Origin of the sequence: Kitasatospora brasiliensis, from assembly GCF_032654805.1 — a bacterium.
GTDB lineage: Bacteria > Actinomycetota > Actinomycetes > Streptomycetales > Streptomycetaceae > Kitasatospora > Kitasatospora brasiliensis.
The window spans coordinates 1,443,486-1,469,333 of record NZ_JAUOOW010000001.1; the positions used below are offsets into that span (position 1 = coordinate 1,443,486).

Genomic DNA, 25,848 nt, shown 5'->3' on the forward strand with positions numbered 1-25,848 from the left:
TTAGAGAGAGGAGGAGGCGTCGCGCCAGGTGAGGGCGAGGCGGGAAGTGCCGGTGGCGTCCTGCGCCGTCCACCGGACCTCGGAGCGGCCTGGCGGGATCGCGAAGGCGTCGAGGCGCGAGGCGCGGGTGAGGGCCCCGGCGGCGGACCCGAGCCCGTTGCGGATCACGGTGCGGGTGCCAGGCCTGGTCTCGATGTCGAGCGTCTCGCCGTCGCCCAGCACGACGGCGAGGTCCAGGACCGCGTCCGTGCCCTCGATCCACACCTTCGGGTTGACCACGGGCCCGGTGATGCGGACCGTCGGCCAGGTGGGCCTGTTGCCGGTGTTGAGGGCCCAGCCGGGCCGGGCCTTCGGGTCGGCGGTGCCGGTGGTCATCGGGGCGCGCAGCGGCGCGCCGAAGCCCTGGCCGCGCTGGTTCGACACGTCGAGCCCCAAGTTCAGGCCGGACGGGGTGTCGGCGTACCAGGCCGGGTCGAGCGCCACGAAGGTCACGTGGATGGGGATCCAGCCGAACGGCGCGTCCGCGAGGCTGATGGCCTCGACGCCGGCCAGCCGCCCGTACTGGCGGCGCACCGGCTGGCCGGGCCTGCGGATGCGCAGCACGTCGGTTGCGCCCGGAGTGAGGCGCACCTTGGTGTCGGCCGCGCGCTCCAGCTCGGCAAGCTGGTCAAGGCCCGCTGCGGGGTTGCCGGGGGTGCGGATGCCGGCGGTGATGCGCAGGGTGCGCGGCGCGTAGGTGTCCTTCCCCGGGTAGTTGCCGTCTTCGTCGGGGATGGGCCGGTCCCCGGCGCGCCTCTCCGGGGTGCCTATGCCGTCGATGTCCTCGATGAGCACGTCGGTGCCGTGGCCGATGAGGACGCCGGCGACGTCGAGCTGCCAGTCGGCCAACTGGGTGGTGTCGGTGGTCATCAGGCGCGACCTCCCCGCTGGAGGTGACGTACTCGGCGCATCACCGCGTCGGCAACGTCTTCGCCGGTGACGTTGCTGCCGGTGACGCTGATGGTCATGGAGCCGACCAGTGGCGCCGGGGCGTTGTCTCGCACCAGGACGGCGGCCGTGCCGGGGGTTCGGGCGGGGATGAGCTTCGCCGCGGCGGGCCGGGCGGTCGCCGCAGTGCGGGCGGTAGCGATGCCGCCGTTGGCGAAGTGCCGGTGCCCGCCGTACAGGACGGTCCCGCCGAAGCGGCGCGCGGTCTCCTCCAGGATCAGCTTGGAGCGGGCGCGCTTAGCCGGTGCCAGGGGGATGTAGCTTTCCCCCGCGGTCTCCGGCTCGCCGAAGACGCGCCAGCTGCCGGCGGGGACGATCTCCGCGATGTGGTTCTCGGGGCCGCGCGGTGCCCGGAGCTTGCCGTTGTGGATGCCGCCGTTGGCGTAGAACTCCAGCACGCCACCGTTCGCCTTGACTGCGGCGAACGGCGAGTCCCACGCGCCGTTGTTGAAGCCCGCTGCGCCCTTCGGGGAGAGGATGACCGGGATGTCGATCCGGCTGGGGGCGTTGACGTTCACCGAGATAGTCTTCGATCCGGGGATCGACTTCACGGACGCGCCGATGGAGTTCAACTGCCGTTCGACGGCCGCCATGTCGCCGGACAGCAGCGCCGAGGTGAGGGCCTGTGCGGCCGCGGCGCCCTTCTGCTGGCTCACCTGAGCGATCAGCGTCAGCATCGACGACCACTCGGCGTTCGCCGCGCCCCCGGCCGTCTTGAACGCCCCGATCACGGCGGACAGGTCGGGGGCGTCGATCGGCTGCTTCGCGCCCCAGATCGTTTTGATCATGTCCATCGCGGCGTTGATGTCGCCTGCGAGCAACGCCTGCGCGAACGCCTTCGCGCTGTCGAGGCCCTTGATCCCGGCGATCTGGGTGACCAGATCGAGGCCGGTGGACAGTTCGGTGCGGGAGGCCTCCGCTCCGGCCCGCGCGGCGTTCGTCATGTCGGTGACGGCCATCTGCTGCATCAGGCGGCCGAACGCGGCGACGTCGTCGGTCTCCGCCGCGCTGGCCCAGGCCCGTGCCGTGTCCTTGCCGTACTTCTCGGCGATCATCGGGACTTGTTCCAGGCCTGCCCGGTAGGCGTTGGTGGAGCGGGCGGTGCCTTCGGTGACGATCGACTCCAGCTCGTCGGCGACCTGCGTCTGCCCGTTCTTCAGCTGGCCGACGAGCTCGGCGAGCATCCCGGAGCTGGCGACTCCGAGCTTGCTGAAGTGATCGGCGAGGTCCAGGCGGCCTTGCACGGCGAGCTCGGACAGATTCTTCTGGAAGTCGCGCTGCGTCGCCAGCTGGCGGCGCAGCTCCCCCATGTAGTCGTCCAGGCCCGCCCTGGTGACCTGGGTCAGCTCGGTGAGCTGCTGCGCGGCTCCGGTCTTCCCGGCCTTGAGGTTGGCGACGAGTTCGTGCGCCATGCCGGCGCTGGCGTCGCCGAGCTTCGCGAAGTGGTCGGCGAGCGGGCCGTAGCCGCGCGCGGTCAGCTCTTCCAGGTCACGTTGGAAGCCCTTCTGGGCTCCGGCCTGCTCGGAGAGGGCCTTGATGTAGCCGGACACCGATGTCTTGGCGAGGTCGAGTTGCAGGGCCCCGGCGCGGCTGGACGAGGCGACGCGGTCCTGCGCGGCCTTGAAGGCGTCCGCCGGTTCGACGATCGAGCCCAGGACCTTGGCCATGTTCTTCATCTCGTCGGTCCACTTAGGCGTGCCGTTCTTGTCCGTCGGCAGCGACATCGACGGCGACCAGACGTCCAGGTTTTGCTGCACAGACGCCTTGACCTTGGCGTTGACGATGTCCATGGCGGCGGCCTGCTCGGCATCGGCCTTGATCGCGTCAGACCAGGACTTGCGCCGGTCGTTGAGGATCTTCTTCGCCTTGTCGAAGCTGATGTCGTACCCGCCGAGGTCGGGGTTCCACGACTTCGCCTTGCCCAGGTCGAGCTTGTCGTTGAGCTGGGCGAGCTTTTCGCCGCCGCTCATCAGGCCGTCGATGACCTCGGTCATCTCCAGCCCGGCGGCCTTCAGCTTCTTCATGTCGTCGCTGTTCGCGAGGGACTGGGCGAGGGCACGCATGCCCGCGCCGACGTCGTGCTGCTCCCGCTCTGCGCGCAGCGCCTGGGTGAGGTCGTCGGTGACGGCCTTCGCCTTCTGCTTGGAACTGCTGTACGCGGCGTAGCCGAGCACGCCGAGGGCGAGGACTCCGGTGAGGCCGGTGACGGCGAGGCTCGTGCCGCGCAGGATCGCGGGCAGCATGGAGCCGCCGGCCTGCGCTTCGGCGACCGCGGTGCGGAACGCGGTGAGCTGGGTGGCCAGTTGGGCGACACCGGCGCGGGTGACCAGGGCGACGGCGCCGAGCGCGACGAGGACGCCGATCGTGGACTTCACGCCGGGCGGCAGGTTGTTGAAGGCGTTGGCGACGATCGACGCGTCCTGGGCGAGTTCCTGGAGAACGGGCAGCAGGACGCGGGCGATGTCCATGCCCAGCGCGGCGGCCCGGTTCCGGAACAGGTCCCACTGGCCGGCGGTGGTGTTCATCTGGATCGCGTAGGCGCGCTGGGTGGCGTCTGCCCTGTTCACCGCGATGGCGATGCCCTCGTAGGTGTCGGCGTAGTTCTTGCCGTCGGCGGCCGCCAAGGCCAACACAGCCCGGACAGCCCTGATGTCCTTGAACAGGTTGACCGTTGCCTCGGCCTGGCCTCCGGTCACGGCGTTGACCTTGCCCATGACGACGTACAGGCCGTCCTGCTGGATGGCGCTGGCCGCGGACTCGTAGCCGAGGTCATTGAAGAGCCCGGCCAGCTCCTTCGTCGGCTTCATCAATCGGGTCATCAACATGTTGAGGCTGGTGGCGGACTCGGCTGCGGGGATTCCCGCCAGGGTGATCGCCGCGAGGGCAGCGGACACGTCCTCGAAGGAGACGCCCGCGGCGGCGGCCATCGGCACCACGTCGCCAAGCTGCATGCTCAGCTCTTCGAACGAAATGACACCCTTATTGACGGTTTGGAACATGATGTCCATCACGTCGGCGGCCTTCGATGCGGGCATGCCGTAGGCCTTGAGGACGCCCAGCAGGCCCGTCGCGGCGGTCTCCGTGCTGGTCAGACCCGCGGAGGCGCCCATCGCGGACACCCGCAGGATCGACATGGCCTCCGCACCGTCGAAGCCGGTCGACACGACCTGGTACAGGCCTTCTGCCAACTGGCTTGCTGTCTGAGGAAGTTCGGTCGACATCCGCACGATCTCGTCGGTGAACGCGCGGACGTTCCTGCCGTCGATCTGCTCGGAGATGGTCAGGACGTTCGCCATCTCCCGCTCCAGGCGGATCGCGCCGACCGCACCGGCGGCCAGCACCGTGCCGAGGGCGAACCCGCCGGCGACCCAGCCGGATATTCGGGATGCCGTGGCGGCCTGCGCGGCCGCAGCGGCCTCGGTCTGCGCGCGGCTGACCTCGGCGGCGGCAGCAGCAGCCCGACGGGTCGCCTGCTCCTCGGCGGAGGCGAGCGAGGTGCGGGCCTGCGCCGCGGCGGCACCGGCCTGAGCCGCGGTGGCGCTGGTGCGCTCGGCCAGCCCGGCGGCGCGGGCGGCGTGCTCCTGCGCGGCGGCGGCCCGGGCGGCCTGCACCGCCTGCGCTTCGGCAGCACGGGCAGCGGAAGCGGAAGCGGCCTCGGAGGTGCGCTGCGCCGCGACGGCGCCCGCGCCGCTGGTGGCCTGGGCGCGGGCGGCCATCGTCTGCGCGACTTCCTGGGCGCGGGTCGCGCGGGTCGTCGCCTCGATCGCCGCGGCGTGTTCGGCCTCGGCGCGGGCGGCGGCCTGGGAGGCCACCATCTGGGCGCGGCCGGCACGTTCGGAGGCGGCGGTCGCCGCCTGCTGTGCGGCGGCGGAGCGTTCCGTGGCCTCCCGGACGGCGGTCTGGGAGACGGCGGCCTGCTGCGCGGCGGCGACCTGGGCGCGGCCGAGCCGAGCCGCAGCTGCCTCAACCCGCTCCAACGCGGCGCGCGTCGTCGCGAGTTGCCCGTCGAACTGCCTGAGCTGCTGCGCGCCGCCGCGCAGCCCAGCGGTCAGCTGGGGGAACGAGGCCTGTAGCTGGACGTACAGGGTGTAGGCGCCGGACACCCGGCTGCTCCTAACTGGACTGCTTGGTCAGCCCGATGCGCACCCCGCGCCCCTCAGCCCCCTGGGGGACCTGCTCCGACTCCATCTCGATCAGCTCGCAGCCCGGGCAGCGGCTGGTCTGCGCCACGTAGGCGTGCCGGTCACCGCCCTGCTGCTCGTCCCACTCGGCGCTCCGTGTGCCGCACCCACCGCACACGTCGCGCTGCCACGCGGCCCACGCCAGCGCCTTCGCCCGGTCCAGCGCGCTCCACCGGCCGTCACCCGCTCCCATCAGCTGCGAGTGCGGGATCCGGTAGGCCTCGCACAGCTCCATCTCCGCGCGAAGCTGCGGGTCGGCCTCTAGCCTTTTCCCAGGTCAACCCGGATCTGCTGGTTGACGGCGAGCGCCCCGGTGAACAGCACCTTCGCGTCGGAGTCCGACCACTCGTCCAGCAGAACCTGGGCGTCCTCCACCGTCATCCCGTCGACCTCGGAGCCGGTCTCATCCCGCTCGACGTGGGACGCGGCGAGCAACGCAGCCGGGAACGTCTCGACGTTGTACTGCATGCCGTGGTCGGCCTGCTCCTCCGTCGGCGCGTGGGCCTTGAGCAGCGCCTCCCACGCCGGCCTCGGCAGCGCCCGGAACGTCAGCGACACGGTGGCGTCGGCGAGGGCCTGCTCGGCCGTCGCCAGGACCGAGCGGGCGATGACAACCTGCGGGTGCGCCTCCACGAAGGCGTCCACCGCGGCGTCGTCGACGCCCTGACCGGCTGCGGCAGTTCGGGCCGCCGTACGGGCCTGCGCCACCTTCATCTGCGCGTCCGTCACGGCGAGCTGCGCCGCGTCGTCGTCGCAGACGGACACTGTGCGCTCCGGCAGGGCACGAGACCGAAGCCGGGTCATCTTGGCCCTCCAGTGCGCGTCCCGCGCGACCGCCTGAACCGGCGGCTCAACCATGGTGGTCGTCATCGCCCGCCCCTCAGCCTGCGGCGGCGGCCGGAACCGGCGCGTCCAGGGTCGGCAGATCACTGATGCTGAACGAGACCTTGAACTTGGCCGGCTCCGCACCCGTGCTGTACGACGGCGCGCGGCTGCCCACGCGCACCGGGAAGACATCGAGGGACTTGGACTGCGGGACGTCGCCCTTGCGGAGGATGCAGACGTAGCCGACGGTGTCCTTCGACAGCAGGTCCTCGACGGCGTCGCTACCCAGGTCCTCGTAGAAGGTCAGCGAGCTGTTCGCGGCCTTGTCCTCGCCGGGGATGGACGTCGCGAACTTCGCCCCCAGGTCCGGGGTCTCGATCGGGGAGTTCTCCAGGCTCCAACCCTCGATGTCGGATACCTGCCGGGACAGGTCGGTGCCCGCGGTCAGCTCCTGGCGGGTCGGGATGTTCGTCGCTGCCGCGATCGTCTTGACAAAAACGATCCGGGTGACGCCGCGGCGCATGTACCGCTGCTGCGTGGATGCCACGCTGGACTCGCATTTCCGGGGACACGATCACCCGGGAAGCGGTGCGCCGCCGGAGACCCGTCCCCTCGTCGCACCACCCGACTTCGGGGCGGCGGAAGGGAGTCGGCCCGTACCGGTGGTCGGGCGTCCGTGCGGGGGTCTCCACGGTGAGATGCCGCCGAAGCCGGCGGCGGCGGGTCAGCTGTCAGGTGTCGTCACGTGCAACGTGAACCGCGCGATGTAACTGTATACGCCGCCCGAGACAGCTTGCCCGTCCTCCTTGTCGATCTCCCTGCCGATGACCGTGTGCCCGGCCGGGGTGATCGGCGTCGCGAAGCCGCCCTTCGGGCTCGTTCCGAGGACCGCCGTCCGGACCTTGTCGGCCATCCACTCCGCCTGCTCGCCGGTCGTCGCGACCGAGGTCACCTGGTAGAGGAGCCTGCCGTCACCGGCCTGATCGCCGAACGGCGGCCCGGAGGCGGTCCCGCCCAGCGGGTACAGCACCGTGTACGGGATGGTGTTCCCGGTCGGCTTGTCGGCCGTCGTCGGCGCTGCCCCGTACCCGCAGCTTCGGCCGGTCGCTCCGGCGATCGCGTCCCGCAGCGCCGTCGACACAACCCTTCCCTGAACGGGCATCTACTCGCCCTCCTCTTCATCTTCTCCCGCACCGTCGCTCAGTCGGCACGCCGTGATCTGCCCGGCCAGGTCGAGGTCGGCGTAGCGCAGCATCCCGGCCCGGTCCCACATCGGCATGCCGACCGGGGAGGTCTCCAGGTACAGGCCCAGCTCCCCCGTCTCCTCCTCCACGACCTCCAGCACGAACACCGCCCGGGACAGCAGCCCGGCACTGTGCGCCCGCAGCACCCCGGCCACGGCCTGGTGGATGTCGTCGGTGAGCCGCTGGTTCATCCCGACACCACCGCCTCGGCGACCCGCGCCATCGAGGCGACGAACAGCGGCTCGACCCGCTGCACAGCCGGACCGACGTGCGGAAACGGAGGCTGGTGGTACACCCGGCCGAGGCTGTCCGCCCCGGAGAAGCCGTACTCCAAGCGCGGGCCCTGCGGGCGGGCGGTTCCGACGACCGCTTCCACGCCGGTCGGGGTGGTGTGAACCTCCGTCGTCCAGGATCGCCGGTAGTCGCCGGTCTGAACTCCCGGGCCCGGGCGCCCGGACGCCCCGGCACGGATCGCGGTCTCCAGGATCATCGCGTGGTGCCGCACCACCGCTGTCGCCGCCGGCACCGCGACGGCGGCCCGCGCCTCCAACTGCCCGGCCAACACCCCGGCGTTGCTACTCACCTGCGCCATCAGCCGTTCACCACGCCGTGCTCGCCGGGCTGCGGCACCCCGAGCGCCCACTCGGTGAGCTGGGTGAACAGCGCCCGCACGAACTCGTGCGGGCCACCGTCGAGGAGGTCATGCCGCGCGAGGACAGAGCGTTCGGCCTCGGCGGGGTCCAGGGCACGCAGGAACGCGGCGGCCGCGGGGCCCGGGTCCGGTGCTTCGCCGACGACAACGCGCGCGGTGCCCTCCCACTCGGGGGCGGAGGTCGGACGCAGCAGCAGCTGGAGCTCCGGCAGCTGCCCGGCGGTGTGCCGCAATTCGTACAAGTGGACCTGGTCGGCGACGTCGTGGCCGTCGATCTCCAGACGCGCGGTCGGGCCGGTTGCCTGGATGCGGACATGACGCGGCTCGGAAGGGTTGGTGGGGGTCATGGTCACGAGCGTAGGAGCCGCGACGGACACGGCAGCTTGTCTGGTTCCCCGAAAGGCACTTCCTGCCGGACGCTAGGCATTTCGCGCTATGGGGGCAGTTCCACCGGTTCGACGACCGTCGCTGCCGGCGACACGGCGCTGCCCAACCTGGTGGTTGTGTACGGCCTGCCCCCGCGGAAGCGGGGAGGAACCGCCCCCAGCAGCCGTTTCCTCCCCGGCAAATGATGCATATAGGTTACTTGCCTCGACGGAATATGCTCAGCATTATCCGGGCACCTCTCAGCACACCATCCGACGCTTTGTGCTGACGGCTAGTCACAGGTAGTCTCTTGCGTCGGAAGCGAGTTCCGCTCCCCACCCGGCCCCATCACGTCCGTACACCCGTGCGGCGGAACACCCGGCGCGACGAAGTCCGTCGCGTCGACGGCAGGAAGGGGGTAGCGCAATGCCCGACTCGAACCCGCAGGCTACCGGCAATTCGGAGGCCTCGCGAGACGTCGAGCGGGAGGAGCGCGACGCGGAACGGTTCCACCAGAAAGTCGTCGAAGCCATGAAGTGCACGGCTGCGGTCGTGCCCCCTGCGATCGCAATGATTGTCGCGGTCTGGACAGGTAGGCGATAACGGCGGACAGCGCGCCCGCCAGACTGGAATCTGACGGGCACGCCGCCCTCTGGTGGCGCTGCGCCGCCTAAGCGGGCTCAGCTCCTCCTAGGCGTCGTCCGCGCCACAAGTTGAGCCCTTGTCGCGGACGGCGCCCCATCCATTAACGAACTCGATTATCTCACGCGAGCATCAAGTTCGAGATTTGAATCAAACCTCCAGTTTCAAGTAGCAAATTTCCGAGAAGTTTACAAACTCCCCACCAAGGATCGTTTCCCAAATCGACAATAAATCAGTCGCTTCAAGAACAATATCCAGGGTTCGGATTATTTATCTTGCCCTTGAGCCGGAAGAGTGACAACAACGTGTTGAGGCTCCAACGATATCACCAATATGCAGAAGTCATGGGTCTTCCTACCATCAGACAATGCATCCACCTTGACGAAGTCGCAGGTAGGAGCCCGGCGCAGGGTCGTCAATGACAACATTTGTTGACGCGTCGTCCGCCCGGACCATCGCCGCCCACCACGCCAGCTACGGTGCTACGACCTCGTCCAGCCTCGTGATCCGGGCGACCTCCACCGTGCTGGCCTCCCCCGGGTCGAGGGCCTGCCAGACCCTGCCGACAGTGCCTGCCGTCGATTCCTTCGCGGCGGTGACGGTCACCAGGTCACCACGCTGCGGTAGCGGAGCAGACAGCGGGGTGACGAGCCCGTACCAGGAGGCATTGTCCTCCAACCACCGGCCGCCGACGAGGTGCTCGACCGCGGCGAGGCCGTGCGCGGACAGCACCGCACCGATGCCTTCCCAGATCGTGGTCGTCGGGGTGGGGCCCACCAGCCCGGTGTCGACGTCCAGGACGGGGGTGCCGGTCGGCCTGCTGATCCGCACGGTGTCGACCATCACGGTGGTCTCCATGGTCAGGCGGACGGCTTCGAGGTCCACTGGGGTGCTCATGCCGCCGCACCTCCGGCCTTCTCGATGCGCATCCACGTCCGGCGGACCACCGACAGGCCGCCGGACTCCCCCGGGTCCAGCACCTTGAAGACCCGGCCGCTGCCGGCCGGGTCCGTGCTCTCCACGATCGTGACGGTGTCGCCCTCCATGGCGACCGGCGCGGACAACGGGCTGAAGAGCATGTAGCGGCCGTCGCCGTCGTCCTTGTACGGCTGGCCTTCCAGGCGCAGCACGATCCCCGGCCCGCCGGAGGCACGGTGCAGGCCGGGGCCCTCGAATTTCACGACGTCGGGGCCCGGCACGTACTGGCCGGTGTTCGGGTCGAAGATCTGTGGGCCGGGCTCGCCGATCCGGATCTTCTCTGTCAGGAGCAGCCGCTCGACGATGGCGGCGACGCCGCCGGATTCGGGCATGGCGGTGCCGGGATCTGTGGTGGGGGTGGTCATGATCCGAGCCTAGGAACCGCGGCGGACACTGCCAGCAGCCGGCAGGCTCTCCCTTCTACGGGCCGTACGAGATGCTTGCCTACCGTTCGCTCGCCGACGGCAGGCTGGTAGCCTTCCGTTCGCTTAACGACCACACAGAGTGCTGGACCGTGGCCTGTCAGCCAGTCAGGGCCCGGTGACGCAGGGGGGCGATCAGATGGGCGTAGTTCTTCCCGACGAGTTGGCTTGGCTTCTTGACCTCATCGGCGTCCACTGGCCAAACGTGGACGAAGACGAGTTCAACGAGATGGCGGACTCGCTGCGCTCTTTCGCCGATGAGGTCGACAACGGTCGCGCCAGCTCGGTCGTTGCGGTTCAGCGGATGATCGCGGAAAACATCGGGCCAGCCACCGAAGCGTTTGAGGCGCACTGGAACAAGCTGAACGGCAAGCACCTTCACAACCTTGCCGAGGCCGCACGGATGCTGGCCACCGCTCTCGACGGGGTGGCTCTGGTGATCGCCGGCGCGAAGGGCGCCGCGATCGTTCAACTGGGCATTCTTGCTGGTGAAGTGGCTGCGGCTCAGGCTGCGGCGCCACTCACCCTGGGCCTGTCGGAGTTCGGTGCGTTGGGTGCCACGCAGGTCACGCGGATCGCGGTGAAGAAACTCCTCAAGGAGGCGGAGCAGCAGATCGTGGCCCAGCTGATGCAGGTCGCGAAAGCTCCGATCATGAACGCTCTGGCCGGGATGGCCACCGATCTCGCGATCCAGGCGGCGAATATTTCCACTGGAACACAGAACGGCGTCAACTGGAAGTCCGTCGTAAATTCGGGTGCCGAAGGCGCCAAGGACACCGATCTCGGAGCGGCTGTAACAGGGGGCGGAGATGGACGACCAAATTCGGCATAATCACTCGGAGACCGCACGACTCGCAGCTCAAATGGGCTCCCATGCGGATCACCTTGAAAGCACCGCTGGCGAGCACACCCGGAATGTCAGACGCAAGCTCCAGACGAACCATCACAAGGATGCTCTGGCTACTGCCGCCAAAGAAGCCGCGACGGAAATTCTGAGCGTTATCAAGACGGCCGAGCGGGAGCTGCGCCAGCATCTGCGGACGGCGCAGACCGGGTTGAACCACATGTCGCACAATCACCATGAGAACGACAAGGTTCTGGCCGATAAGATCGCCAATATTCACCAGCGGTCAGAGGACCAGGTGAAGAAGCTACGCTCGGAGACTCATCGGGCACAGGGGCCGGATCCCACGAAGCCGGCAGCCACGGTCACCTTGCAGTGGAAGCCGGGGATGTCTCGGCCCGGGTTCGCCCGGAAGGCCCAGCAGCTCGCCGGGCTGAGCCGAGAGGGGAAGCTGTACAAGGCGACCAACAAGGTCCTGCGAGACGTCAACATCACAGGGCAGTATAAGAGCGCCATCATCCACATCATCTACGAGAATCAAAGGGGCAACCCGAAGCTACAGCAAGCCGCAATCGCTGTTGCAGCGTCCATGAACCCGGATCACGTCCAAGACTTGCAGCTAGGTGGACTTGACCACTGGGAAAACATTAAGATGCTTCACGAAAAGACAAATACCGTCACCGGCAAGCATCAAGTCTGGCCGGCGATCATGAAAGTCCCAGACGGGACACCTGTCAAGGTTAAAGTAAAATGGAAATGACCAATTCCAGCATCCCCAGCCTCGTGGCCCTGCTTCGCGAGACCCTGGCCGAGCATCGAATGACCCTCGGGTTGTACGACTGCAACGTTCCCGAGGGCGCCGATAGCAGCCTCATCCCGCCCGGCACTCCCGCCGGTGTCGCAGACCTGCTCGCCGCAACCGACGGCCTCTACCTCGACCACACCACGCGTCTCTTCCGGGCAGAAGAACTAACGGACCAGCAGTTCCCCACCGGGCTTGAGGGTGCTGAACTCCCAGACGGGTCCACCCTGGACGACACATCCCGGTTCTTCTTCTTCGGCCAGGCCCGCGAGAATCCGCTGCTCGTAGACCGCGACGGCAGCGTTTGGCGAGTTCCCGATGAAGGCTACGTCTGGTACACCGGCTGCCGCGTAGAACCGGTCGCCGACACCGTCAGCGAGTTCGTCAGGACCTGGGTGGCCTCCCCCCAGTTCCAGCACCTCGCCGGCCTCGAACCCAGCGACCTCGAAACCAGCCACTGGTACCGACTACTCCGGCTAAGTGGACTCGCCACGTAGTCTCGCACCTGCCCGCACCACCGAGCCGTCCAAGGAGCACCGTGGCCACCCACGACGAACTCACGCAGCTGTTCAGCCCCCAGGGGGTGATCACCCTCCCCCGCGAAGAAGCCATCCGGCACAAGATCGCGGACGCCGATGCGGAGGTCTTGGCGGCCGTGGGCCTACCCGCGCAGCTCGACCTGATCTTCAGCCTCGCAGTGCCCGGAGAACCAGCCGCGTTCTCCCTGGTGCCCATCGACACCGGCGACGAGGTCGTGAACGTGCTGTGCCTCGGCGGCCCCACCGGCACAACAGACATGCGCTACTGCCTCGACCTTGAAGACGGCTACGTCATCCTGCTCACGCTCGGAGACGAACCCGCAGCCGAAGTCATCAACACCACCCTCGCCGAGTTCGTCGAATTCCTCTACCGGCTCGGCCGAAGGTTCGAAGACATCGCAGGCCGGAGCACCGAGCATATGGACACCTACACCCTCCAACTGCGCGCCTACCTCGCCGGACGCGACCCTCGTGCGTTCGCACAACCGGACAGCTGGTGGAGCATGGTCTTCGACCGCCTCCTCGGCAAGGACCTCTAACAACGCAGCCCTCGCTGTGCACGCCTCCGCAAGGGGGCGGGAACAAGCACGGCCACACGGCAACAAAGCCAGATCAACGGGTCGCTAGCATCAGCGCCATGAACAGCAGCAGCCCCCTCACGGCGACCGGGACCTGGCCGGTGTGCGGCCACGAAGACCCGTCCGGCCCCCACACCGGGCCGGGCCCCGGCCGCTGCGTACGCCTCCGCGGGCACCGCGAACGCGCCGACGGTACTGGACCGCTCATCCACCACGACGGCGCCCGCGACGCCCCGGGGCGGATTGCGGTCAGGTGAGCGTGTAGGGCCTCGGGTAGCCCTGCCGCACACACGCGGCCGCCTCCCTACCAAGGTGGGCCACGGCACCCGCCTCCCCCAAGGCGTCCATCAGCATGACCACCGTGCAGATCGCGATCATGTGAATGCGGCCTTCAAGCCCGAGGTCGGCCATCGCCTCGGCGAAGCCCACCTCCCCATCGGCGATCCGGCGCACGGCAGTCGTCGTCGCGAACTCGATCTCCGCAGGCCCCAAGGCCCCCACGGTGTTGAGGTCGGACACTTTCATGGGCGGCTCCCCCAGCTCGCCAAGGAGGTCGTCGTAGTAGAGGCCCAGCAATGTGAGTACGAGCCTCAGCCGTTCCGCATCCAGGCCATCGAGGCACGTCGCGACCTGCGCAGCGTCCCTCGTCAGGTATCCCCTCGTCAGGTCGATCCCCCGCCACTTCGCGTCCACCATCCACGGGTGGTCTGTCTCCGTCACGCGTCCACGTCTACCGGACGTGCGGGCTCTGTGGAGGCGGTTCCGGCTGATTCACCAGTTCGGGGACAACATAGGTACTGCCGTCGCGCTCCCGAAGTCGGTACGCGGGTCAGCAGCTTCGTGTCACCGGTTGGTGACCCTTCCGAAGGGACGTTTCGGACAGTTACCTATGGGGACAGTAACGGCTCACGAATCGGATCTCCTCCGCGCCCACGCTCTCCACCCCGTCCTCCTGGTAGCGTCCCGGGGCACGAAGGCATGCAACTCGGCTTGAACCGTCGCTCGCGCGCTGTCGACAGGGTGCCCTCGGGCCGCGCACGGAGGAGTTTCAGTGACTCGCAACGACGACCTCGGCAGGTTCCTGTACTGGTCCGAGCGGCAGGTCCGCAGTCTGGCTGCCGACAACCGGATCACACTCGGGAAGTGGGCACTGACGTCAGTTGGACTGCCGTCCTCCCTTGCCGGCGCCCCTATGCCCCAGGTGTCGGCCGCTCCGCCGGCCAAGGAGCCGGACCGTCGGGAAATATCGGTCCGCATGCGCAAGGCGCTGAGCCGACAGACCGCGTTGACCTTCGACTCGCCACCGCCCGTTCAGTTCGCCGAAGGCGTCGGCCGAGTCGAGTTCGCGCGCTTCGTCGGTGGGCCAGCCCAAGACAAGGGCCTCCTCCTCCACGCACGTACCCACAACTCCAGCGGGCAGAGGGTCGACCTCGTTCTGTTCGGCAGCCTCGACAACACGCCGCACTTCACCACGTCGGACGCATCGGAGAGCGGCTGGTCTTCGTCCGCACAGTTCGCGGTGTCCCAGCTGCTGGAGGCTCGCCACCACGATCCGGACTCCTGCTGGGGGGACTCGCAGTCTCTCGCCATCGAGGCGTTGAAGATCGCCCTCTTTCAAGGAAGCTCTGGCCCGGATGAGGAGCATGACGGTCGGCCATGGACTCGCGGCTTCACCCTCGGGTCGGCAGAGAGCTGCGAGTGGTTCGCGGTGGTCTACGAGGACGTCGTACTAGACCGCGATCGATGGCGGTTCCGTGACGACGATCTGTTGCGGGGAACAGAGCGCGTCGTCATCGGAGCACCGGTGTGGGTTCGCACTGCCAGTCCCGAGTCACTCGTTCGGTACGCCGAGCTCCGACGGGCGAGCAGGAGCCCGGCGCAGCGGCGCTTCCGCTTCGCACCGTTTGGTCTGCGGCGGGTGGCCCGGGCGGAAGTCAACCCACCCGCCACGCTGGACTAGGCACCAGGACGGCGGGGCCTTCATCGCACACCCCTTGGCCCTGCCCGTCACGGCCCCTGACGTTGGGCGGAACAACTTCACTTCGCTGTCTGAGGGTCGGGTTCGGTGGTGGCCTGCTCGGGCAGGTGTCCGCTGATGCCGTACTGGGCGGCCTGGAGCTGGTAGGCCTCCCTGTACTTGGTGGGCGTGGCCATCAGCTGCTGGTGGGTGCCGTCTTCGATCAGACGGCCCTGGTCGAGGACGTAGATGTGGTCGGCGCGGGCGGTGGCGGCGAGGCGGTGGGTGATGAGGACGACGCTGACGCCGAGGTCGGTCAGGGCCCGGATGCGCTCGAAGGCCTCGATCTCGGCCTTGGCGTCCATGGCGCTGGTCGGTTCGTCGACGACGATCAGGTGCGGCAGGCGCCCGTCCGGGCCGGGGGTGGTGACACGGTGGCGCAGCCGGGCGAGGGCGACGCGCTGCCACTGGCCGCCGGAGAGCCCGACGCCGTTGGCGAACCCTTTGGCGAGGAGGGTGTCCCAGCCTCGGTCGAGGTCGGCGAGGACGGGGCCGAGGTCGGCGTACTGGGCGGCGGCGTCCAGTTGTTCCTGGATGGCGGGGGCGTCGGGGCAGCCGAGAAGGAGGTTGGCGCGCAGGGTGAACGACCAGCGTTGGAAGTTCTGCGCGAGCAGCGCGATGCCGGCAAACAGCTGGGCGCGGTCGGCGAGGGCAGTGTCGGTGCCGTCCCACAGGATGTGGCCCTGGTGGGGCTGGTAGACGCCGCACAGCAGGTGGGCGAGGGTGGACTTGCCGGAGCCGTTCTCGCCGACCAGGGCGATCACCTGGCCGCGGCGGATGGTGATGCTGACTTCGTCGAGGGCGGGGGTGTCGCGGCCCGGGTAGGTGAAGCTGACGTCTTCGACGCGGATCTCGTCGGGGCGGGCGGGAAGCGGTGTGCCGCCTTCGGGGATCGCGCGGCGGTGCCCTTCGCGGCGGAGCCGGTCGAGGTCGGCGACGAACAAGCTCTCCTCGTAGAGGGAGTTGATCTGGGAGACGAGGCCGCCGATCGATGCGGAGCCGGTGCGGACCGCGAACACGGCGGTGCCGGCGACGGCCAACGGCATGGAGCCGGTGCTGACGAGCCAGCCCAGCATGGTGAACGCCGCGGTGGTCGCGAGGCCGGCGAGCGTGGCGGTCAGCAGGTCCGTACGGGCCTTCGCCCCGGCGAGCCGGGCCTGCTCGCACTCGGCGGCGCGGGCCATCTGCTCGTAGTGCCGCAGCAGGAACGGCCCGCACGCGTGAACGCGGACCTCGGCGGCCGACCACGGCCGGATCAGCATGTCGGACAGGAGGCCGCTGGCCCGGCTGTGCTGGAGCATCGCCTGCGTGGAGAGGTAACGGCGCCGGGCGGTGCGCACCGCGCCCCAGCCGCGCGGGGCGGTGATGAGCAGCAGCATCGGCAGCAGTGCGGGGTGGAGGACGGAGAGCACTCCGGCGGCGGAGACCAGTCCGAAGGTGGCGGTGAGGACGGCGGTGGCCTGGCCGATGATGTGCTGGATCGATCCGGCGCCCCAGCGGGCGGAGTCGACGTCGGCCAGGAAGGTCGGGTCTTCGATCGCTTCCAGTTCGGAGCGGGAGACGATTTCCAGGAAGTCGACGGTGGCGGCCCTGAACACGGCCGGTTCCAGGCGGCCGGAGGCGCGCCCGGACACGGCGGCGAGTACTGCGGCGAGCGCGGAGACTACGCCGACGGCCATGACGGCCGGGATGGCGGTGTGCATGACGGTCGCCACGTCGCCGGGGGTGAGGAGGCGTGCGAGGGCCTGGTTGGTGGCGATGAGCATCACCGCGGCGGCGACGCCGCGCAGCAGCTCGGCCGTCACCAGGGTGATCAGCGCGGTGCGGTCGGCAGACCACGCCATCCTGCCGGCCAGTGTCAGGAAACGGGGCATCTGGCGGGCGACCGTCGCGAAGGTGACCTTGGCGCCGGCGAACTCGTGCTTCGTCCAGCCGTAGTCGTAGCGCATCGGACCGCCGAACAGCAGCTGCTCGCTGTCGGAGACCGGCGCGTCGGACGCCTTCTCGGTAGCGGGGTCAGAAGGTGTGCTCACGATGCTCCTTGGCGAGCGTCGGGTTCGATGATGGTCTGGTGGGTCGGGTGCCCGCCACTACTGTTCTGAGGGTCGGCTGGTGAAGGGAGTGCGACACCACAAGCGGTGAGTTCGGCGCGTTGCCACGGAGCGAGCGTGCCCTTGCGTGCCTTCTGCCGGCAGTTCTTCAGCCAGTTTCCGAGCTGCTCGGTGTCGCCGCCCCTACCTACGCGGAGGTGGCCGTTCTCCACCGCGAAGGCCCTCAACAACTTGATGTTCTCCAGGAATCGGCCGTCTGCGGCATTGGTGACGAAGCCGAGGCCGGTCAGCTCGTCGCGCCGATCGTCGCTGAGCAGATCGAAGCGGACGCGTTTGCCGCGGACCTGGGCTCCGAGAGGCCGCCCGCCGACGGGGGGTGACGTACGTCGCCGGAACCAGGAGGTCACCGTTCGCGGCCTTGTAGTCGGCGAGGTCCTGGATGAACTGCTCCCACGCGGCGTCCCGGGAGTGCCAGACGACACCCAGGTCCGTCAGGCGACGTGCGACGGCCGCGGGCAGGGAGCCGGTACGGTGGCGGTGCCTGGCGTTGTGCAACCACTGGCCGGTCCGCTCCCCGCTGGGGCCGGTCCAGTCCCTGCCGACCCGAAGGTGCCCGTTCGCGGCGTGGAAGACCCTCAGGTCCTCCAGGTGGCGTTCCCGGCGAGAGCCGGTGGAGAAGACGACCTGCGTGGCGACCGCGTCGATGAAGCCGTCGGGGATCTCAGCACCGCTGAAGGAGATCCATTTCGGCAGGGCCGCGGGCTCAGAGGGCCGGGCGTTGTCCCGGCGGGCGCGGCGAAGCCGGGTCAGGTGGCGGGCTAGCCGGTCGTCCAGGGCCGCCATGGCCTGGACGGTGAGGAGGACGGTGTCGAAGCCGCCGCCCGCGCCCTGACCTGTGTCTTCGGCAGCGATTGCCGGCACGATGATGGCTGCCGTCTTGGGACGGGTAGGGTCGCCTCGACGCAGTGCTCGTCCGGCGATCTGGGCGATTTCGATCTTCGAGCTGCGCGGATCGACGATGGCCACCGCATCCGTTTCCGGGGCGTCATATCCCTCGATCAGGAGTCGGGAGTTGGTGAGCACGGACAGCCCGCCCGTGTTCGTACGGAACTGGTCGAGGATCTGTTGCCGGACAGCTCGGTCCTGACTCCCGTTGACGTGCCCGGTCCACAACGAGCTCGGCCGCTGCCCCGGCGGCAGGTACTCCATCGCGTGGCGAATGACGTTGGCGAACGCCCGGGCGGCGGCCACCGTCGAATGGTAGGTGATCATGCGGGTGGCACCGTGCTCGGTCGCCGCGCGCAGCACCGCGATCGCCTTCGCCACGACGCTGGCCTCGACGTGCATGGGCCCCAGCTCCAGGAAGGCCTCCCGCTGCACGAGTTCGGTGGCCACGGGGCCGACGGCTGAGGCGACGATGAGCTCGTAGTCGGCGAGCAGGTCTTGCTGGATCGCCTCGCCGAGCGACAGGTTGTAGGCGATGGGGCCGTGTCGGTCACGTCGCACGAGGATGCCGCCGTCACCGGCGAGATCCTTGAGGGTCGCGGTCAGGGACACGCGGCGCGCAGCGGGCACGAAGTTGTCGTCGTGGATCTGGGCCCAGCTGTTGCCGTCGGCCCGGTGTAGTTCGTCGATGACGACGAGGTCCCAGGCGCCGGCTCCTGCGCGGTGCGCGGCGATCACGGTGTGCAGGCTCTGGTAGGTGCAGGCCACGGTGAGCCGGCGTCCTGCCGGTCGGAGGCCGGCCAGGTCACGGGCGTTGCCGACGACGCGGGCCCGTGAGCCGCCCTGGTTGAATCCGTCGAGCCGGCGGGAGTCGGAGCAGACCGCGATAACCTCGCCGAGGGCATCGGCGCCGAAGGCCTGGCGCCACTGGCCGAGCGTCTGGACTATCAGGTCCAGCGTGGGCACGGCGACCAGGACCCTCCCTGCTTCGGGGTCGACCGCCCGTTGAACGACGGTACCGGCGGTCACAGTCTTGCCGGTTCCGCAGGCCATCACGATGACGGTCTGCGGGGACTCGGCCAGCATCGTGCAGGTCTTCTCCACAGCCGTCTGCTGGTGCGGCCACAGGGGCAGTCCGACGGGGCCGAGCTGGCCGAGCGTGGGGACGGGCATGGCGCTCCTGCTCTTGGAGGGTGTGATGGGTCCGACCGGGCTTCCCGGAGGGACTGGGATCTCAGGGGCCGATGGCCGGGCGGGCGCCGGGAGTGCAAGCTGTCGATGTGTCAACTTCAATACCTAATCGAGTGGTTCGTGATGCTATCTGCGGGACGGTTGTGGCAGGGTCGGCCGGGTGCTTCTTCTTGACTACGCGGACGCCCGCGACCACCAAGGCTTCGATCACCTGACCGCCGAGTCCCTGCGCGATGTGGCCACTACGGGCACGCCCGAGGACCAGGCCGCGGCGTTCGCGGCCACCGTCCTGCGCAACCCCTCCGTACCGGCGGTGCTGGAACGCCTTGCCGATCTCGGCCTGCCTCCGTGGTACCTGACGGCCGGGAGCCTGTTCCAGACGGTGTGGAACGCGGCGGCCGGGCGTGCGGACCTGTCGGCGGGCATTCGTGACCACGACCTGTTCTTCTTCGATGAGGACACCTCATGGGAGGCGGAGGACGTCTGGATCAAGAAGTGCCTGGGGGCGGTCGCGGACCTCGGTGTCGAGCTGGAGCCGCGCAACCAGGCGCGCGTGCACATCTGGTACGAGTCGAAGTGGGGCAAGAAGATCGCCCCGTACCGGGACCTGCCCGATGCGATCAGCTCCTTCGCGGCGACCAGCTGCTGCGTGGGGCTGTCCCTGGATAGCGGCGGCAAGCTGGCCGTGCACTCCACCCACGGGTTCGCCGATCTGTTCAACCTGGTGCTGCGGCCGAACCCGCTGACCGTCGCCCCGCAGGCGGTGTACGAGGCGAAGGCCGAGCGGTGGATGCAGGAGTGGCCGCAGCTGACGAAGCTGCCGTGGGAGGAGCCGACCGGCCGGTAGGTCCCGTCCCGCGCCGATCAGATTGCGGTGAGCAGCAGCGCGGAGTGGTCGCTGAGGCGGCTGCTCCGCACCTCGTGGTCGAAGCCGACCGCGTCGACCCGGGCGTGGATCTGCGGCGAGGTGAAGACGTGGTCGAGCCGCTGGCCTCCCTTGGGCCCGTACCAGGTGAGGTCGGCGGCGGTCGGGTGGGTCTGCCGGAAGGAGTCGACCAGCCCGAGGCGCTGGCTGAAGGCCAGGTAGAAGTCGAAGTCATGGTCCTCGAACAGGGCGCGGCTGGCGGTCGGGCCGTGGCCGGGCTCGACCACATTGAAGTCGCCGGTGACCAGGAGCGGGACGGTCGGTTCGGCGTCGATCCGGGCGGTCAGGGCGTCGAGGGTCTGCTGCTGGAACACGTGGCGCCTGGTGCTGCTGTCGGCGCTCATGCCGTTGGTCAGGGAGTACAGGCCGATGATGTCGAGGGCGCCGAGGTGGCTGGCGAGCCGGACCCCGTGGAAGCGGGGGTTGGTGCCGGCCAGTGACGTTGGGGTGGTCTCGTAGCCCTTGGTGGCGATCACGGTCATGTACTTGTCGTCGGGGCTGGTGCGGGGCCGGGCGATGGTGTAGCCGGAGGAGGAGAGTTCGCGCACCAGCAGGTCGGCGGCCTCACCGGTCTTGACCTCGGTGAGGACGAGGCAGTTGGCGTTGGTGGCGTAGAGCCAGTCGATCTGGAGGCGGACGCGTTCGGCGGACGGGCTCGCGATGTTGAGGGCGACCACGCGCAGTTCGCTGGCAGCGACGCTGTCGGCGACGGTGTCGGGGTTACCGAAGAGGAAGTTCTGCTCGTTCACTGGGTCTCCATGGGCTGGGTGGGGCGGGCGGCGAGGATGTCGCGGACCGTGGCGGCGAGAATCTGGGACGGCATGCGCTTGGCGTCGCGTTGGGCGTCGGTCTCAGAGTGGGTGCCGCGGGCGGTGAAGGACTCTCCGCTGGGCGCGTCGATGATGCGGAAGGCGTCCTTGACGGCGGGTCCGCGCAGGACGAGGGAGATCGTTCCGGCGTCGGCGGTGACGGAGTGGACCGCGGTGTGGTGCAGGACGTACTGGTCGCCGGCGCGTTCGGTGCGGATCTGGCGAGGGCGCAGCGCGGCCGGGTCGATGGTGTCGAAGCCCTCGTTCGTGCCGTACTGGACGTGCCGGTAGGCGCCGGTGAGGATCATCGACGCGAACGACCAGCGGTGGTCGTGGGGGCGGTCGAAGTAGCCGGGCCGGAAGCGGTGGACGCGCAGGCGGTAGCCGTCTTCCTGGTGCAGGACGAGCTTGTCGAGGAAGTCGAACCGTTCGCACATCGCGGCGAGGGCGAGCGAGTCGGGCAGGGTGGTGAGGAGGTCGGCGAGCAGCGTCCAGTTGTCGCGGGTGAGGTCGTGGAAGGCGAGGGCGGCGGCGGAGGCCACGGCCGGGAGGTCGTCCCAGTCGAGGCCGCGCAGTGAGGGCAGGGGGGCGGGGGTCATGCGGCGGCTCCGTTCGGGCGGGGAGCGGTGTCGAGGCGTTGCCGCAGCGCGGGGTGCATGCGGTAGTGGCGGCGGGGGGTGCCGGTCTGCGGCTGCCCGGCGGGCAGGAATCCGGTGGCGGCGACGTGCAGGCAGACGTCGGTGAGGAGTTCGAGCTGCGTGTCCTTGACGCTCTGGCGCAGGCCGGGGACGCCGGTGGGCACCTCGCGGGCGGTCAGGACGTGCCCGGCGTCGACGTCTTCGGTGACGTGGTGGACGCTGCACACCACCGGGTCTCCGGCGAGGACGGCCCAGGCAACGGCGTCCATGCCGCGGTAACCGGGCAGGGCGCCGTTGTGGGCGTTGATCGTGCCCAGGTGGGGGACGGCGAGGATGGTGGAGGGGACGACGTCCATGCCGATCAGCACGAGCAGGTCGGTGCGCCAGTCCGCGAGGTGGGCGGCGATGGTGAGCCAGTCCCGGTGTGCGGCCCGCTGGTGCGGCACGGTGGAGGGCTCCGGGACGGGGCGGGGTCGGGTGCTGTCGGAGGCCGGGTACCAGGCGCTGGCGTAGGCACTGCTAGGCGGTTCCGCCCGCTGGCCTGCGTCGTGGAGGACCACGCCGGCGATCGGCAGGTTGCGGGCAGCGTCGAGGAACTGGGGCAGGCCGCGGGAGTCGGCGCCGGCCAGTACCGCGATCCGGGGCTCCAGCATGGTGGCGGGCGCGTTGGTGGCGGTCTCGACCACGGGCAGCGGGCGGCCGGAGGGCCACGGTGAGTGGACGGTGAGCGTGTCGAGGGCTTCGAGGGAGCGTGCGAGCGTGTCGGCGGCAAGTTCGGTGGCGGGCAGCGGCGCGACGAGGCAGACGCCGAGGAGCTTTAGCGCGGCGTTGAGGTACCGGCGGTCCGCGGCCCCCTGAGCCAGGGTCAACCAGTGCCCGGCGAGCAGCAGGTAGAGCTCGGCCAGGTCTGCGTCGATCGCCCGGGCGACGGTTTCGACGGGCGGGCGTCCCAGAGCGGACGTCTCGACAACGTGGAGCAGGGCCTCGTCCCCGGGGTCGGCGACCCGGCGCTGGCCGGCGCGCGCGGCGATCCAGCCGCGGGCGGCGGCCCGGGCCTGGTTGTCGGCGAGCGACGGTCGGGCGATGAGCAGGGGCGGTCCGGCCGGCGGAACCGCGGGCAGGGGTGCGGGTGGCGGGGAAGGCCGTAGGGCCTGGGCGCGCAGGTCTCGCAGGGTGGCGACCGTGATGGGGCCGCCGTCCGTTCGGGCGCTGTCGGTCAGCGCGTCGGGGGTCATCACCGGGCCACGTCCTCGCTGAGCGTCACCAGGGTGTCGAGGTGGTGGGCGACGGCCTGCTCGTCGCCCGCGTACCCGAACAGCGGGGCCTTGATGAAGGAGTCGATGAACTTCTGCGCACCGGGGAAAGCGGCGGCGGCGATCTCGGGCACGACCGTCCAGGGCATGGCGCGGCCGGTGCGGTGGAACAGCGGCTCGTTGGCGATGACGGTGGTGGAGCCGGGCATGTCGAACTCGGTCCCTCGCCGGGTGAGCCGCTCGGTGAATTCCTGGGCGGTGACCGTGGCGGCCTTGCGGTGGAAGCGCAGCCCCAGGACGTACAGGCCGTTGGAGCCGTGCTGCGGGTCGACGTCGGCCAGGGAGACGACGGGGTTGCCGTCGAGGGCGGCGGCGAACCGGCCGAGGACGGTGCGCCGGCGCTGTTCGATGTCGTCGGCCTTGGCAAGCTGGTCGAGGCCGATCGCGGCCGACAGGGTGGTCATCCTCGACTTGAGGCCCATCCCGGTCAGGGCGTACCGGTAGTGCGGGACGTCGGGGTCGATCTCCTGGAACGACCGCTTGTTGTAGTGGCCGTGCAGGAGGGCGAGTTCGCGCAGCTGGTCGTCGTCGGTGACCAGCAGGCCGCCCTCGCCGGTGGTGATCGCCTTCTGGTTGGTCGAGAAGACCGCCATCGCGCCGAAGGTGCCGACGTGCTGCCCGTTCCAGTCGGCGAAGTGGGCGTGGGAGCAGTCCTCCAGCAGCATCAGGTCGTTGGCGCGGCAGAACGCGGCGATGGCGGTCATGTCGCAGGGGTTGCCCCACATGTGGGTGACGATGACGGCCCGGGTCCGGTCGGTGAGCAGGGCGGGCAGCGCGGCGGGGTCGAGGTTGCCCCAGCCGTCGGCGTCGGCGAAGACCACCTTCACGCCCTCGTACGCGAACGGGGTGGCGGTGGCGAAGAAGGTGTAGGCGGGGGCGATGACCTCGTCCCCTTCTCCGAGACCGGCGGCCACGCACATCGCGTGCAGGGCGGAGGTGCCGGAGGAGTAGGCGATGGCGTACCGGCTGCCGACGAACCGGGCGAACTCGCGCTCGAACTCGCCGATGACGCCGCTCGCGTCGCGGTCGGACAGGGAGCGGTCGAGCTGCCGGTCGACGGCCTGGCGCAGCCGCTCGTCGATGCGGGGCCAGGTGTAGGGGACGGGCTTGGTCACGGGCGTTCTCCTGCCGTGGTCGGGGCGGTGGTGATGAGGTCGCGGATCAGAGCGGCGGCGCAGTGGGCGGTGGTGTCGAGGTCCTCGCCCACCGGGATCTTCATGACGCGCCAGCCCTCGGCCGCGGCTGTGGCGCGCAGCCGGTCGAGGCCACGCTGCTGGTAGTCGAGGAAGGAGGCCCGGCCGAGGTTCGTGTAGGTGCCGTGCATGCCGAGCTCGGCGGGCCTCAGCCGACCGGACTTGCGCTCCCACAGGACTTCGGGGTCCACGTCCAGGAGGATCGTGTAGTCGGGGCGGCGGACACGGGCGAAGAGGCGGTCGATCTCGTCAGTGCGCCAGCCCTGGCCGGCAAGGCGGGAGGCGAGCTTGAAGTACCAACCGTCGACCAGGACCGGCCCGGCCTTCAGTGCGGGGGCGACGACCTGTTCGCCGTGGGCGGTGAACCAGGAGGCTTGGAGGTGCGCCCAGAAGGCGTCGGACAGGTCGGGTGCGTCCCCGCTGTGCCAGAGCATCCGGGCCAGCGGTTCCATCAGCGTGGCGGCGTAGGCGGAGTGCGTGGAGACCTGCCGTCGGTTGACGTGCCGGACGCCGAGGTCGGCCAGGAGTTCGGCGGCGCGGGCGGCGAGCGTGGTCTTGCCGGCCCCGTCCGGGCCTTCCAGCACGAGGAACGGCGCGGTGCTCATCGGGTCACCTCGTCGGTGAAGACCTCGCCGAGGCCGTCGAGGGCCTGCTGTGCCCGCCGGCCCACGTCGGCGAGGAACAGCAGGTCGTCCGTGGTCAGCCGTGCCGGGTCGCAGGTCAGGTTTTGCTCGATCTGCGTCGCGGTGGTGAAGCCGGTCAGCACGGCGGCGCCGGGCCAGCGGCGCAGGCAGTAGGCGAGTGCGGCGTGCGGCAGGGTGTGGAGGCCGTCGCCGAGGCGGCGGCGGATCTCGTCCAGATGCGGGCCCAGTACGGCGAGTGCGGGTTCGCTGAACCATGCCTTGCGCTGCCGGTGGTCGCCGTCCGCGAAGGCGGGCGGCGCCGCGGCGGTGTGCTTGCCGGTGAGCAGGCCCTGCCCGAGGGCCTTGTTCACGATCACCGTGACCGCGTGGGCCTCGCTGAACTCGCGGATGCCGTCGGTCGCCGAGGGCGGGGTGAGGAGGTTGTCCCGTACGGCGAGCACGTCGGGGCGGATCGCGGCGAAGTGCCGGCGGAACCGGGCGTGCTTGTCCTCTCGCTGCCCGGGCTCGGTCGTCAGCCGCTCGGGCGCGAAGCGGTGCGGTCCGCGCATGCCCACCGCCCGGATCAGCCCCTCGGCCTGGAAGGCGCGCAGTGCGGCGACGGCGTCCTCCAGGTACATGTCACCGGGGCCGAAGTTGCTGTTGTGCAGGGAGTAGACGTCCAGGTGGTCGACGCCCAGGCGCTGGAGCGTCGTTTCGAGTCGGCGGCGCAGGTGGGCGGGGTCCATGGCGTGGTCGGCGCCGGGCTCGGTGTAGTAGCCGACCTTGCTGGTGACCGCGAACTCGCCGCGGGGAATGCCGGAGAGGAAGTAGCCGAGGAGTTGTTCGGAGTGGCCGTGCCCGTAGACGTCGGCGGTGTCGAACAGGTTCGCGCCCAGGTCGAAGGCACGGTCCAGGCCCGTGATGGCCTGGTGGTCGTCGGCGGTGCTCCAGCCCATCGGCATGCCGAGGTTGTGGGCCGGGCCGCCGATCGGCCAGCAGCCCACGCCCAGGCGCGCCACGGTGGCGCCGCCGGGCAGGGTCAGGCTGCCTCCGGGGCGGGCGGGTGCGTTCATGCGGTGCTCC

27 protein-coding genes are annotated in these 25,848 nt (G+C 69.6%); 6 read left to right on the plus strand and 21 right to left on the minus strand.

Translation table 11 applies throughout. The annotated features are described in order from the left end of the window. The 11 genes from QWJ13_RS06545 to QWJ13_RS06595 form a co-directional block, all read right to left on the minus strand. The gene (locus QWJ13_RS06545; RefSeq protein WP_316521117.1) at positions 1-909 is read right to left on the minus strand and encodes a phage tail family protein; all 909 of its coding nucleotides are present in this window, start codon (positions 907-909) and stop codon (positions 1-3) included. Beyond that, positions 909-5,090 (minus strand): phage tail tape measure protein, encoded by a 4,182-nt coding sequence (locus QWJ13_RS06550; RefSeq protein ID WP_316521119.1) that lies wholly within the window; start codon positions 5,088-5,090, stop codon positions 909-911. The genes QWJ13_RS06545 and QWJ13_RS06550 overlap by 1 nt, the downstream gene beginning before the upstream one ends. Before the next feature lie 10 nt (positions 5,091-5,100). Beyond that, positions 5,101-5,403 carry a hypothetical protein gene (locus tag QWJ13_RS06555; protein ID WP_316521121.1) on the minus strand — a complete coding sequence of 101 codons (303 nt, stop codon included), beginning with the start codon at positions 5,401-5,403 and terminating at the stop codon, positions 5,101-5,103. 26 nt (positions 5,404-5,429) lie between these two features. Then, complete coding sequence (locus tag QWJ13_RS06560) at positions 5,430-5,933, minus strand: hypothetical protein (RefSeq protein ID WP_316521123.1); 504 nt, start codon at positions 5,931-5,933, stop codon at positions 5,430-5,432. Between the two features lie 115 nt (positions 5,934-6,048). Next, the gene (locus QWJ13_RS06565; RefSeq protein ID WP_316521125.1) at positions 6,049-6,540 is read right to left on the minus strand and encodes a phage tail tube protein; all 492 of its coding nucleotides are present in this window, start codon (positions 6,538-6,540) and stop codon (positions 6,049-6,051) included. A gap of 177 nt (positions 6,541-6,717) precedes the next feature. Further along, complete coding sequence (locus tag QWJ13_RS06570; RefSeq protein ID WP_316521126.1) at positions 6,718-7,155, minus strand: hypothetical protein; 438 nt, start codon at positions 7,153-7,155, stop codon at positions 6,718-6,720. Then, positions 7,156-7,428 carry a hypothetical protein gene (locus QWJ13_RS06575; RefSeq protein WP_316521128.1) on the minus strand — a complete coding sequence of 91 codons (273 nt, stop codon included), beginning with the start codon at positions 7,426-7,428 and terminating at the stop codon, positions 7,156-7,158. Then, a complete protein-coding gene (locus QWJ13_RS06580) occupies positions 7,425-7,829 on the minus strand; it encodes a hypothetical protein (protein ID WP_316521130.1) in 405 nt (134 codons plus the stop codon). Before QWJ13_RS06580 ends, QWJ13_RS06575 begins: the two co-directional genes overlap by 4 nt. Further along, positions 7,829-8,236 carry a hypothetical protein gene (locus QWJ13_RS06585; protein WP_316521132.1) on the minus strand — a complete coding sequence of 136 codons (408 nt, stop codon included), beginning with the start codon at positions 8,234-8,236 and terminating at the stop codon, positions 7,829-7,831. Before QWJ13_RS06585 ends, QWJ13_RS06580 begins: the two co-directional genes overlap by 1 nt. Positions 8,237-9,371: 1,135 nt before the next feature. Further along, positions 9,372-9,794 (minus strand): DUF6093 family protein, encoded by a 423-nt coding sequence (locus QWJ13_RS06590; protein WP_316521134.1) that lies wholly within the window; start codon positions 9,792-9,794, stop codon positions 9,372-9,374. Then, the gene (locus QWJ13_RS06595) at positions 9,791-10,240 is read right to left on the minus strand and encodes a DUF6093 family protein (RefSeq protein ID WP_316521135.1); all 450 of its coding nucleotides are present in this window, start codon (positions 10,238-10,240) and stop codon (positions 9,791-9,793) included. Before QWJ13_RS06595 ends, QWJ13_RS06590 begins: the two co-directional genes overlap by 4 nt. A gap of 196 nt (positions 10,241-10,436) precedes the next feature. On the opposite strand from QWJ13_RS06595, the gene QWJ13_RS06600 reads away from it, so the two are divergent. The 4 genes from QWJ13_RS06600 to QWJ13_RS06615 are packed head-to-tail and all read left to right on the plus strand — an operon-like array spanning position 10,437 to position 13,021. After that, positions 10,437-11,129, plus strand: a complete 693-nt coding sequence (locus QWJ13_RS06600; protein ID WP_489753392.1) for a WXG100-like domain-containing protein — start codon at positions 10,437-10,439, stop codon at positions 11,127-11,129. Next, positions 11,107-11,901: a hypothetical protein gene (locus QWJ13_RS06605; protein WP_316521138.1), complete on the plus strand. Its 795-nt coding sequence runs from the start codon at positions 11,107-11,109 to the stop codon at positions 11,899-11,901. Before QWJ13_RS06600 ends, QWJ13_RS06605 begins: the two co-directional genes overlap by 23 nt. Further along, complete coding sequence (locus tag QWJ13_RS06610) at positions 11,898-12,440, plus strand: hypothetical protein (protein WP_316521140.1); 543 nt, start codon at positions 11,898-11,900, stop codon at positions 12,438-12,440. The genes QWJ13_RS06605 and QWJ13_RS06610 overlap by 4 nt, the downstream gene beginning before the upstream one ends. Before the next feature lie 41 nt (positions 12,441-12,481). Then, on the plus strand, positions 12,482-13,021 hold the full coding sequence (locus tag QWJ13_RS06615; protein ID WP_316521141.1) for an SUKH-4 family immunity protein: 540 nt from the start codon (positions 12,482-12,484) through the stop codon (positions 13,019-13,021). A gap of 288 nt (positions 13,022-13,309) precedes the next feature. On the opposite strand, the gene QWJ13_RS06620 is transcribed toward QWJ13_RS06615, so the two are convergent. Next, positions 13,310-13,780, minus strand: coding sequence for a hypothetical protein (locus QWJ13_RS06620; RefSeq protein ID WP_316521143.1), 471 nt, complete (start codon positions 13,778-13,780; stop codon positions 13,310-13,312). Positions 13,781-14,111: 331 nt separating this feature from the next. Here QWJ13_RS06620 and QWJ13_RS06625 point away from each other — a divergent pair, with 331 nt between their 5' ends. Next, positions 14,112-15,020, plus strand: a complete 909-nt coding sequence (locus QWJ13_RS06625; RefSeq protein ID WP_316521144.1) for a hypothetical protein — start codon at positions 14,112-14,114, stop codon at positions 15,018-15,020. Between the two features lie 77 nt (positions 15,021-15,097). Here the strand turns inward: QWJ13_RS06625 and QWJ13_RS06630 are convergent, their stop codons facing one another. Genes QWJ13_RS06630 through QWJ13_RS06635 form a run of 3 tightly spaced genes read right to left on the minus strand, consistent with a single transcriptional unit; the run spans position 15,098 to position 19,246 of the window. Next, positions 15,098-17,110 carry an ABC transporter ATP-binding protein gene (locus tag QWJ13_RS06630; protein WP_316521145.1) on the minus strand — a complete coding sequence of 671 codons (2,013 nt, stop codon included), beginning with the start codon at positions 17,108-17,110 and terminating at the stop codon, positions 15,098-15,100. Further along, positions 17,107-17,340, minus strand: a complete 234-nt coding sequence (locus tag QWJ13_RS34330) for a helicase associated domain-containing protein (RefSeq protein ID WP_432277437.1) — start codon at positions 17,338-17,340, stop codon at positions 17,107-17,109. The genes QWJ13_RS06630 and QWJ13_RS34330 overlap by 4 nt, the downstream gene beginning before the upstream one ends. Then, entirely contained in the window at positions 17,312-19,246 is a 1,935-nt protein-coding gene (locus QWJ13_RS06635) for a DEAD/DEAH box helicase (protein ID WP_316521147.1), read from the minus strand. The genes QWJ13_RS34330 and QWJ13_RS06635 overlap by 29 nt, the downstream gene beginning before the upstream one ends. A gap of 178 nt (positions 19,247-19,424) precedes the next feature. Between QWJ13_RS06635 and QWJ13_RS06640 the strand changes: the two genes are divergently transcribed. Further along, the gene (locus tag QWJ13_RS06640) at positions 19,425-20,111 is read left to right on the plus strand and encodes a nucleotidyltransferase family protein (RefSeq protein ID WP_316521148.1); all 687 of its coding nucleotides are present in this window, start codon (positions 19,425-19,427) and stop codon (positions 20,109-20,111) included. Between the two features lie 17 nt (positions 20,112-20,128). On the opposite strand, the gene QWJ13_RS06645 is transcribed toward QWJ13_RS06640, so the two are convergent. Genes QWJ13_RS06645 through QWJ13_RS06670 form a run of 6 tightly spaced genes read right to left on the minus strand, consistent with a single transcriptional unit; the run spans position 20,129 to position 25,838 of the window. After that, positions 20,129-20,938, minus strand: a complete 810-nt coding sequence (locus QWJ13_RS06645; protein ID WP_316521149.1) for an endonuclease/exonuclease/phosphatase family protein — start codon at positions 20,936-20,938, stop codon at positions 20,129-20,131. Further along, entirely contained in the window at positions 20,935-21,597 is a 663-nt protein-coding gene (locus QWJ13_RS06650; RefSeq protein ID WP_316521151.1) for a hypothetical protein, read from the minus strand. The genes QWJ13_RS06645 and QWJ13_RS06650 overlap by 4 nt, the downstream gene beginning before the upstream one ends. Beyond that, positions 21,594-22,871, minus strand: coding sequence for a formyltransferase family protein (locus QWJ13_RS06655; RefSeq protein ID WP_316521715.1), 1,278 nt, complete (start codon positions 22,869-22,871; stop codon positions 21,594-21,596). Before QWJ13_RS06655 ends, QWJ13_RS06650 begins: the two co-directional genes overlap by 4 nt. Beyond that, positions 22,871-24,064 (minus strand): DegT/DnrJ/EryC1/StrS family aminotransferase, encoded by a 1,194-nt coding sequence (locus QWJ13_RS06660; RefSeq protein WP_316521153.1) that lies wholly within the window; start codon positions 24,062-24,064, stop codon positions 22,871-22,873. Before QWJ13_RS06660 ends, QWJ13_RS06655 begins: the two co-directional genes overlap by 1 nt. Beyond that, positions 24,061-24,747, minus strand: a complete 687-nt coding sequence (locus QWJ13_RS06665; protein WP_316521155.1) for a nucleoside/nucleotide kinase family protein — start codon at positions 24,745-24,747, stop codon at positions 24,061-24,063. The genes QWJ13_RS06660 and QWJ13_RS06665 overlap by 4 nt, the downstream gene beginning before the upstream one ends. Continuing rightward, the gene (locus QWJ13_RS06670) at positions 24,744-25,838 is read right to left on the minus strand and encodes an aldo/keto reductase (protein ID WP_316521157.1); all 1,095 of its coding nucleotides are present in this window, start codon (positions 25,836-25,838) and stop codon (positions 24,744-24,746) included. The genes QWJ13_RS06665 and QWJ13_RS06670 overlap by 4 nt, the downstream gene beginning before the upstream one ends. Positions 25,839-25,848: the final 10 nt, after the last annotated feature.

Bases quoted from the DNA above. Each gene is read 5' to 3' on its own strand.
- QWJ13_RS06665 (WP_316521155.1), bottom strand. From the start codon at position 24,747: ATGAGCACCGCGCCGTTCCTCGTGCTGGAAGGCCCGGACGGGGCCGGC.
- QWJ13_RS06570 (WP_316521126.1), bottom strand. From the start codon at position 7,155: ATGCCCGTTCAGGGAAGGGTTGTGTCGACGGCGCTGCGGGACGCGATC.
- QWJ13_RS06585 (WP_316521132.1), bottom strand. From the start codon at position 8,236: ATGACCCCCACCAACCCTTCCGAGCCGCGTCATGTCCGCATCCAGGCA.
- QWJ13_RS06590 (WP_316521134.1), bottom strand. From the start codon at position 9,794: ATGAGCACCCCAGTGGACCTCGAAGCCGTCCGCCTGACCATGGAGACC.
- QWJ13_RS06595 (WP_316521135.1), bottom strand. From the start codon at position 10,240: ATGACCACCCCCACCACAGATCCCGGCACCGCCATGCCCGAATCCGGC.
- QWJ13_RS06555 (WP_316521121.1), bottom strand. From the start codon at position 5,403: ATGGAGCTGTGCGAGGCCTACCGGATCCCGCACTCGCAGCTGATGGGA.
- QWJ13_RS06670 (WP_316521157.1), bottom strand. From the start codon at position 25,838: ATGAACGCACCCGCCCGCCCCGGAGGCAGCCTGACCCTGCCCGGCGGC.
- QWJ13_RS06655 (WP_316521715.1), bottom strand. From the start codon at position 22,871: ATGACCCCCGACGCGCTGACCGACAGCGCCCGAACGGACGGCGGCCCC.
- QWJ13_RS06650 (WP_316521151.1), bottom strand. From the start codon at position 21,597: ATGACCCCCGCCCCCCTGCCCTCACTGCGCGGCCTCGACTGGGACGAC.
- QWJ13_RS06605 (WP_316521138.1), top strand. From the start codon at position 11,107: ATGGACGACCAAATTCGGCATAATCACTCGGAGACCGCACGACTCGCA.
- QWJ13_RS06545 (WP_316521117.1), bottom strand. From the start codon at position 909: ATGACCACCGACACCACCCAGTTGGCCGACTGGCAGCTCGACGTCGCC.
- QWJ13_RS06635 (WP_316521147.1), bottom strand. From the start codon at position 19,246: ATGCCCGTCCCCACGCTCGGCCAGCTCGGCCCCGTCGGACTGCCCCTG.
- QWJ13_RS06575 (WP_316521128.1), bottom strand. From the start codon at position 7,428: ATGAACCAGCGGCTCACCGACGACATCCACCAGGCCGTGGCCGGGGTG.
- QWJ13_RS06610 (WP_316521140.1), top strand. From the start codon at position 11,898: ATGACCAATTCCAGCATCCCCAGCCTCGTGGCCCTGCTTCGCGAGACC.
- QWJ13_RS06600 (WP_489753392.1), top strand. From the start codon at position 10,437: ATGGGCGTAGTTCTTCCCGACGAGTTGGCTTGGCTTCTTGACCTCATC.
- QWJ13_RS06580 (WP_316521130.1), bottom strand. From the start codon at position 7,829: ATGGCGCAGGTGAGTAGCAACGCCGGGGTGTTGGCCGGGCAGTTGGAG.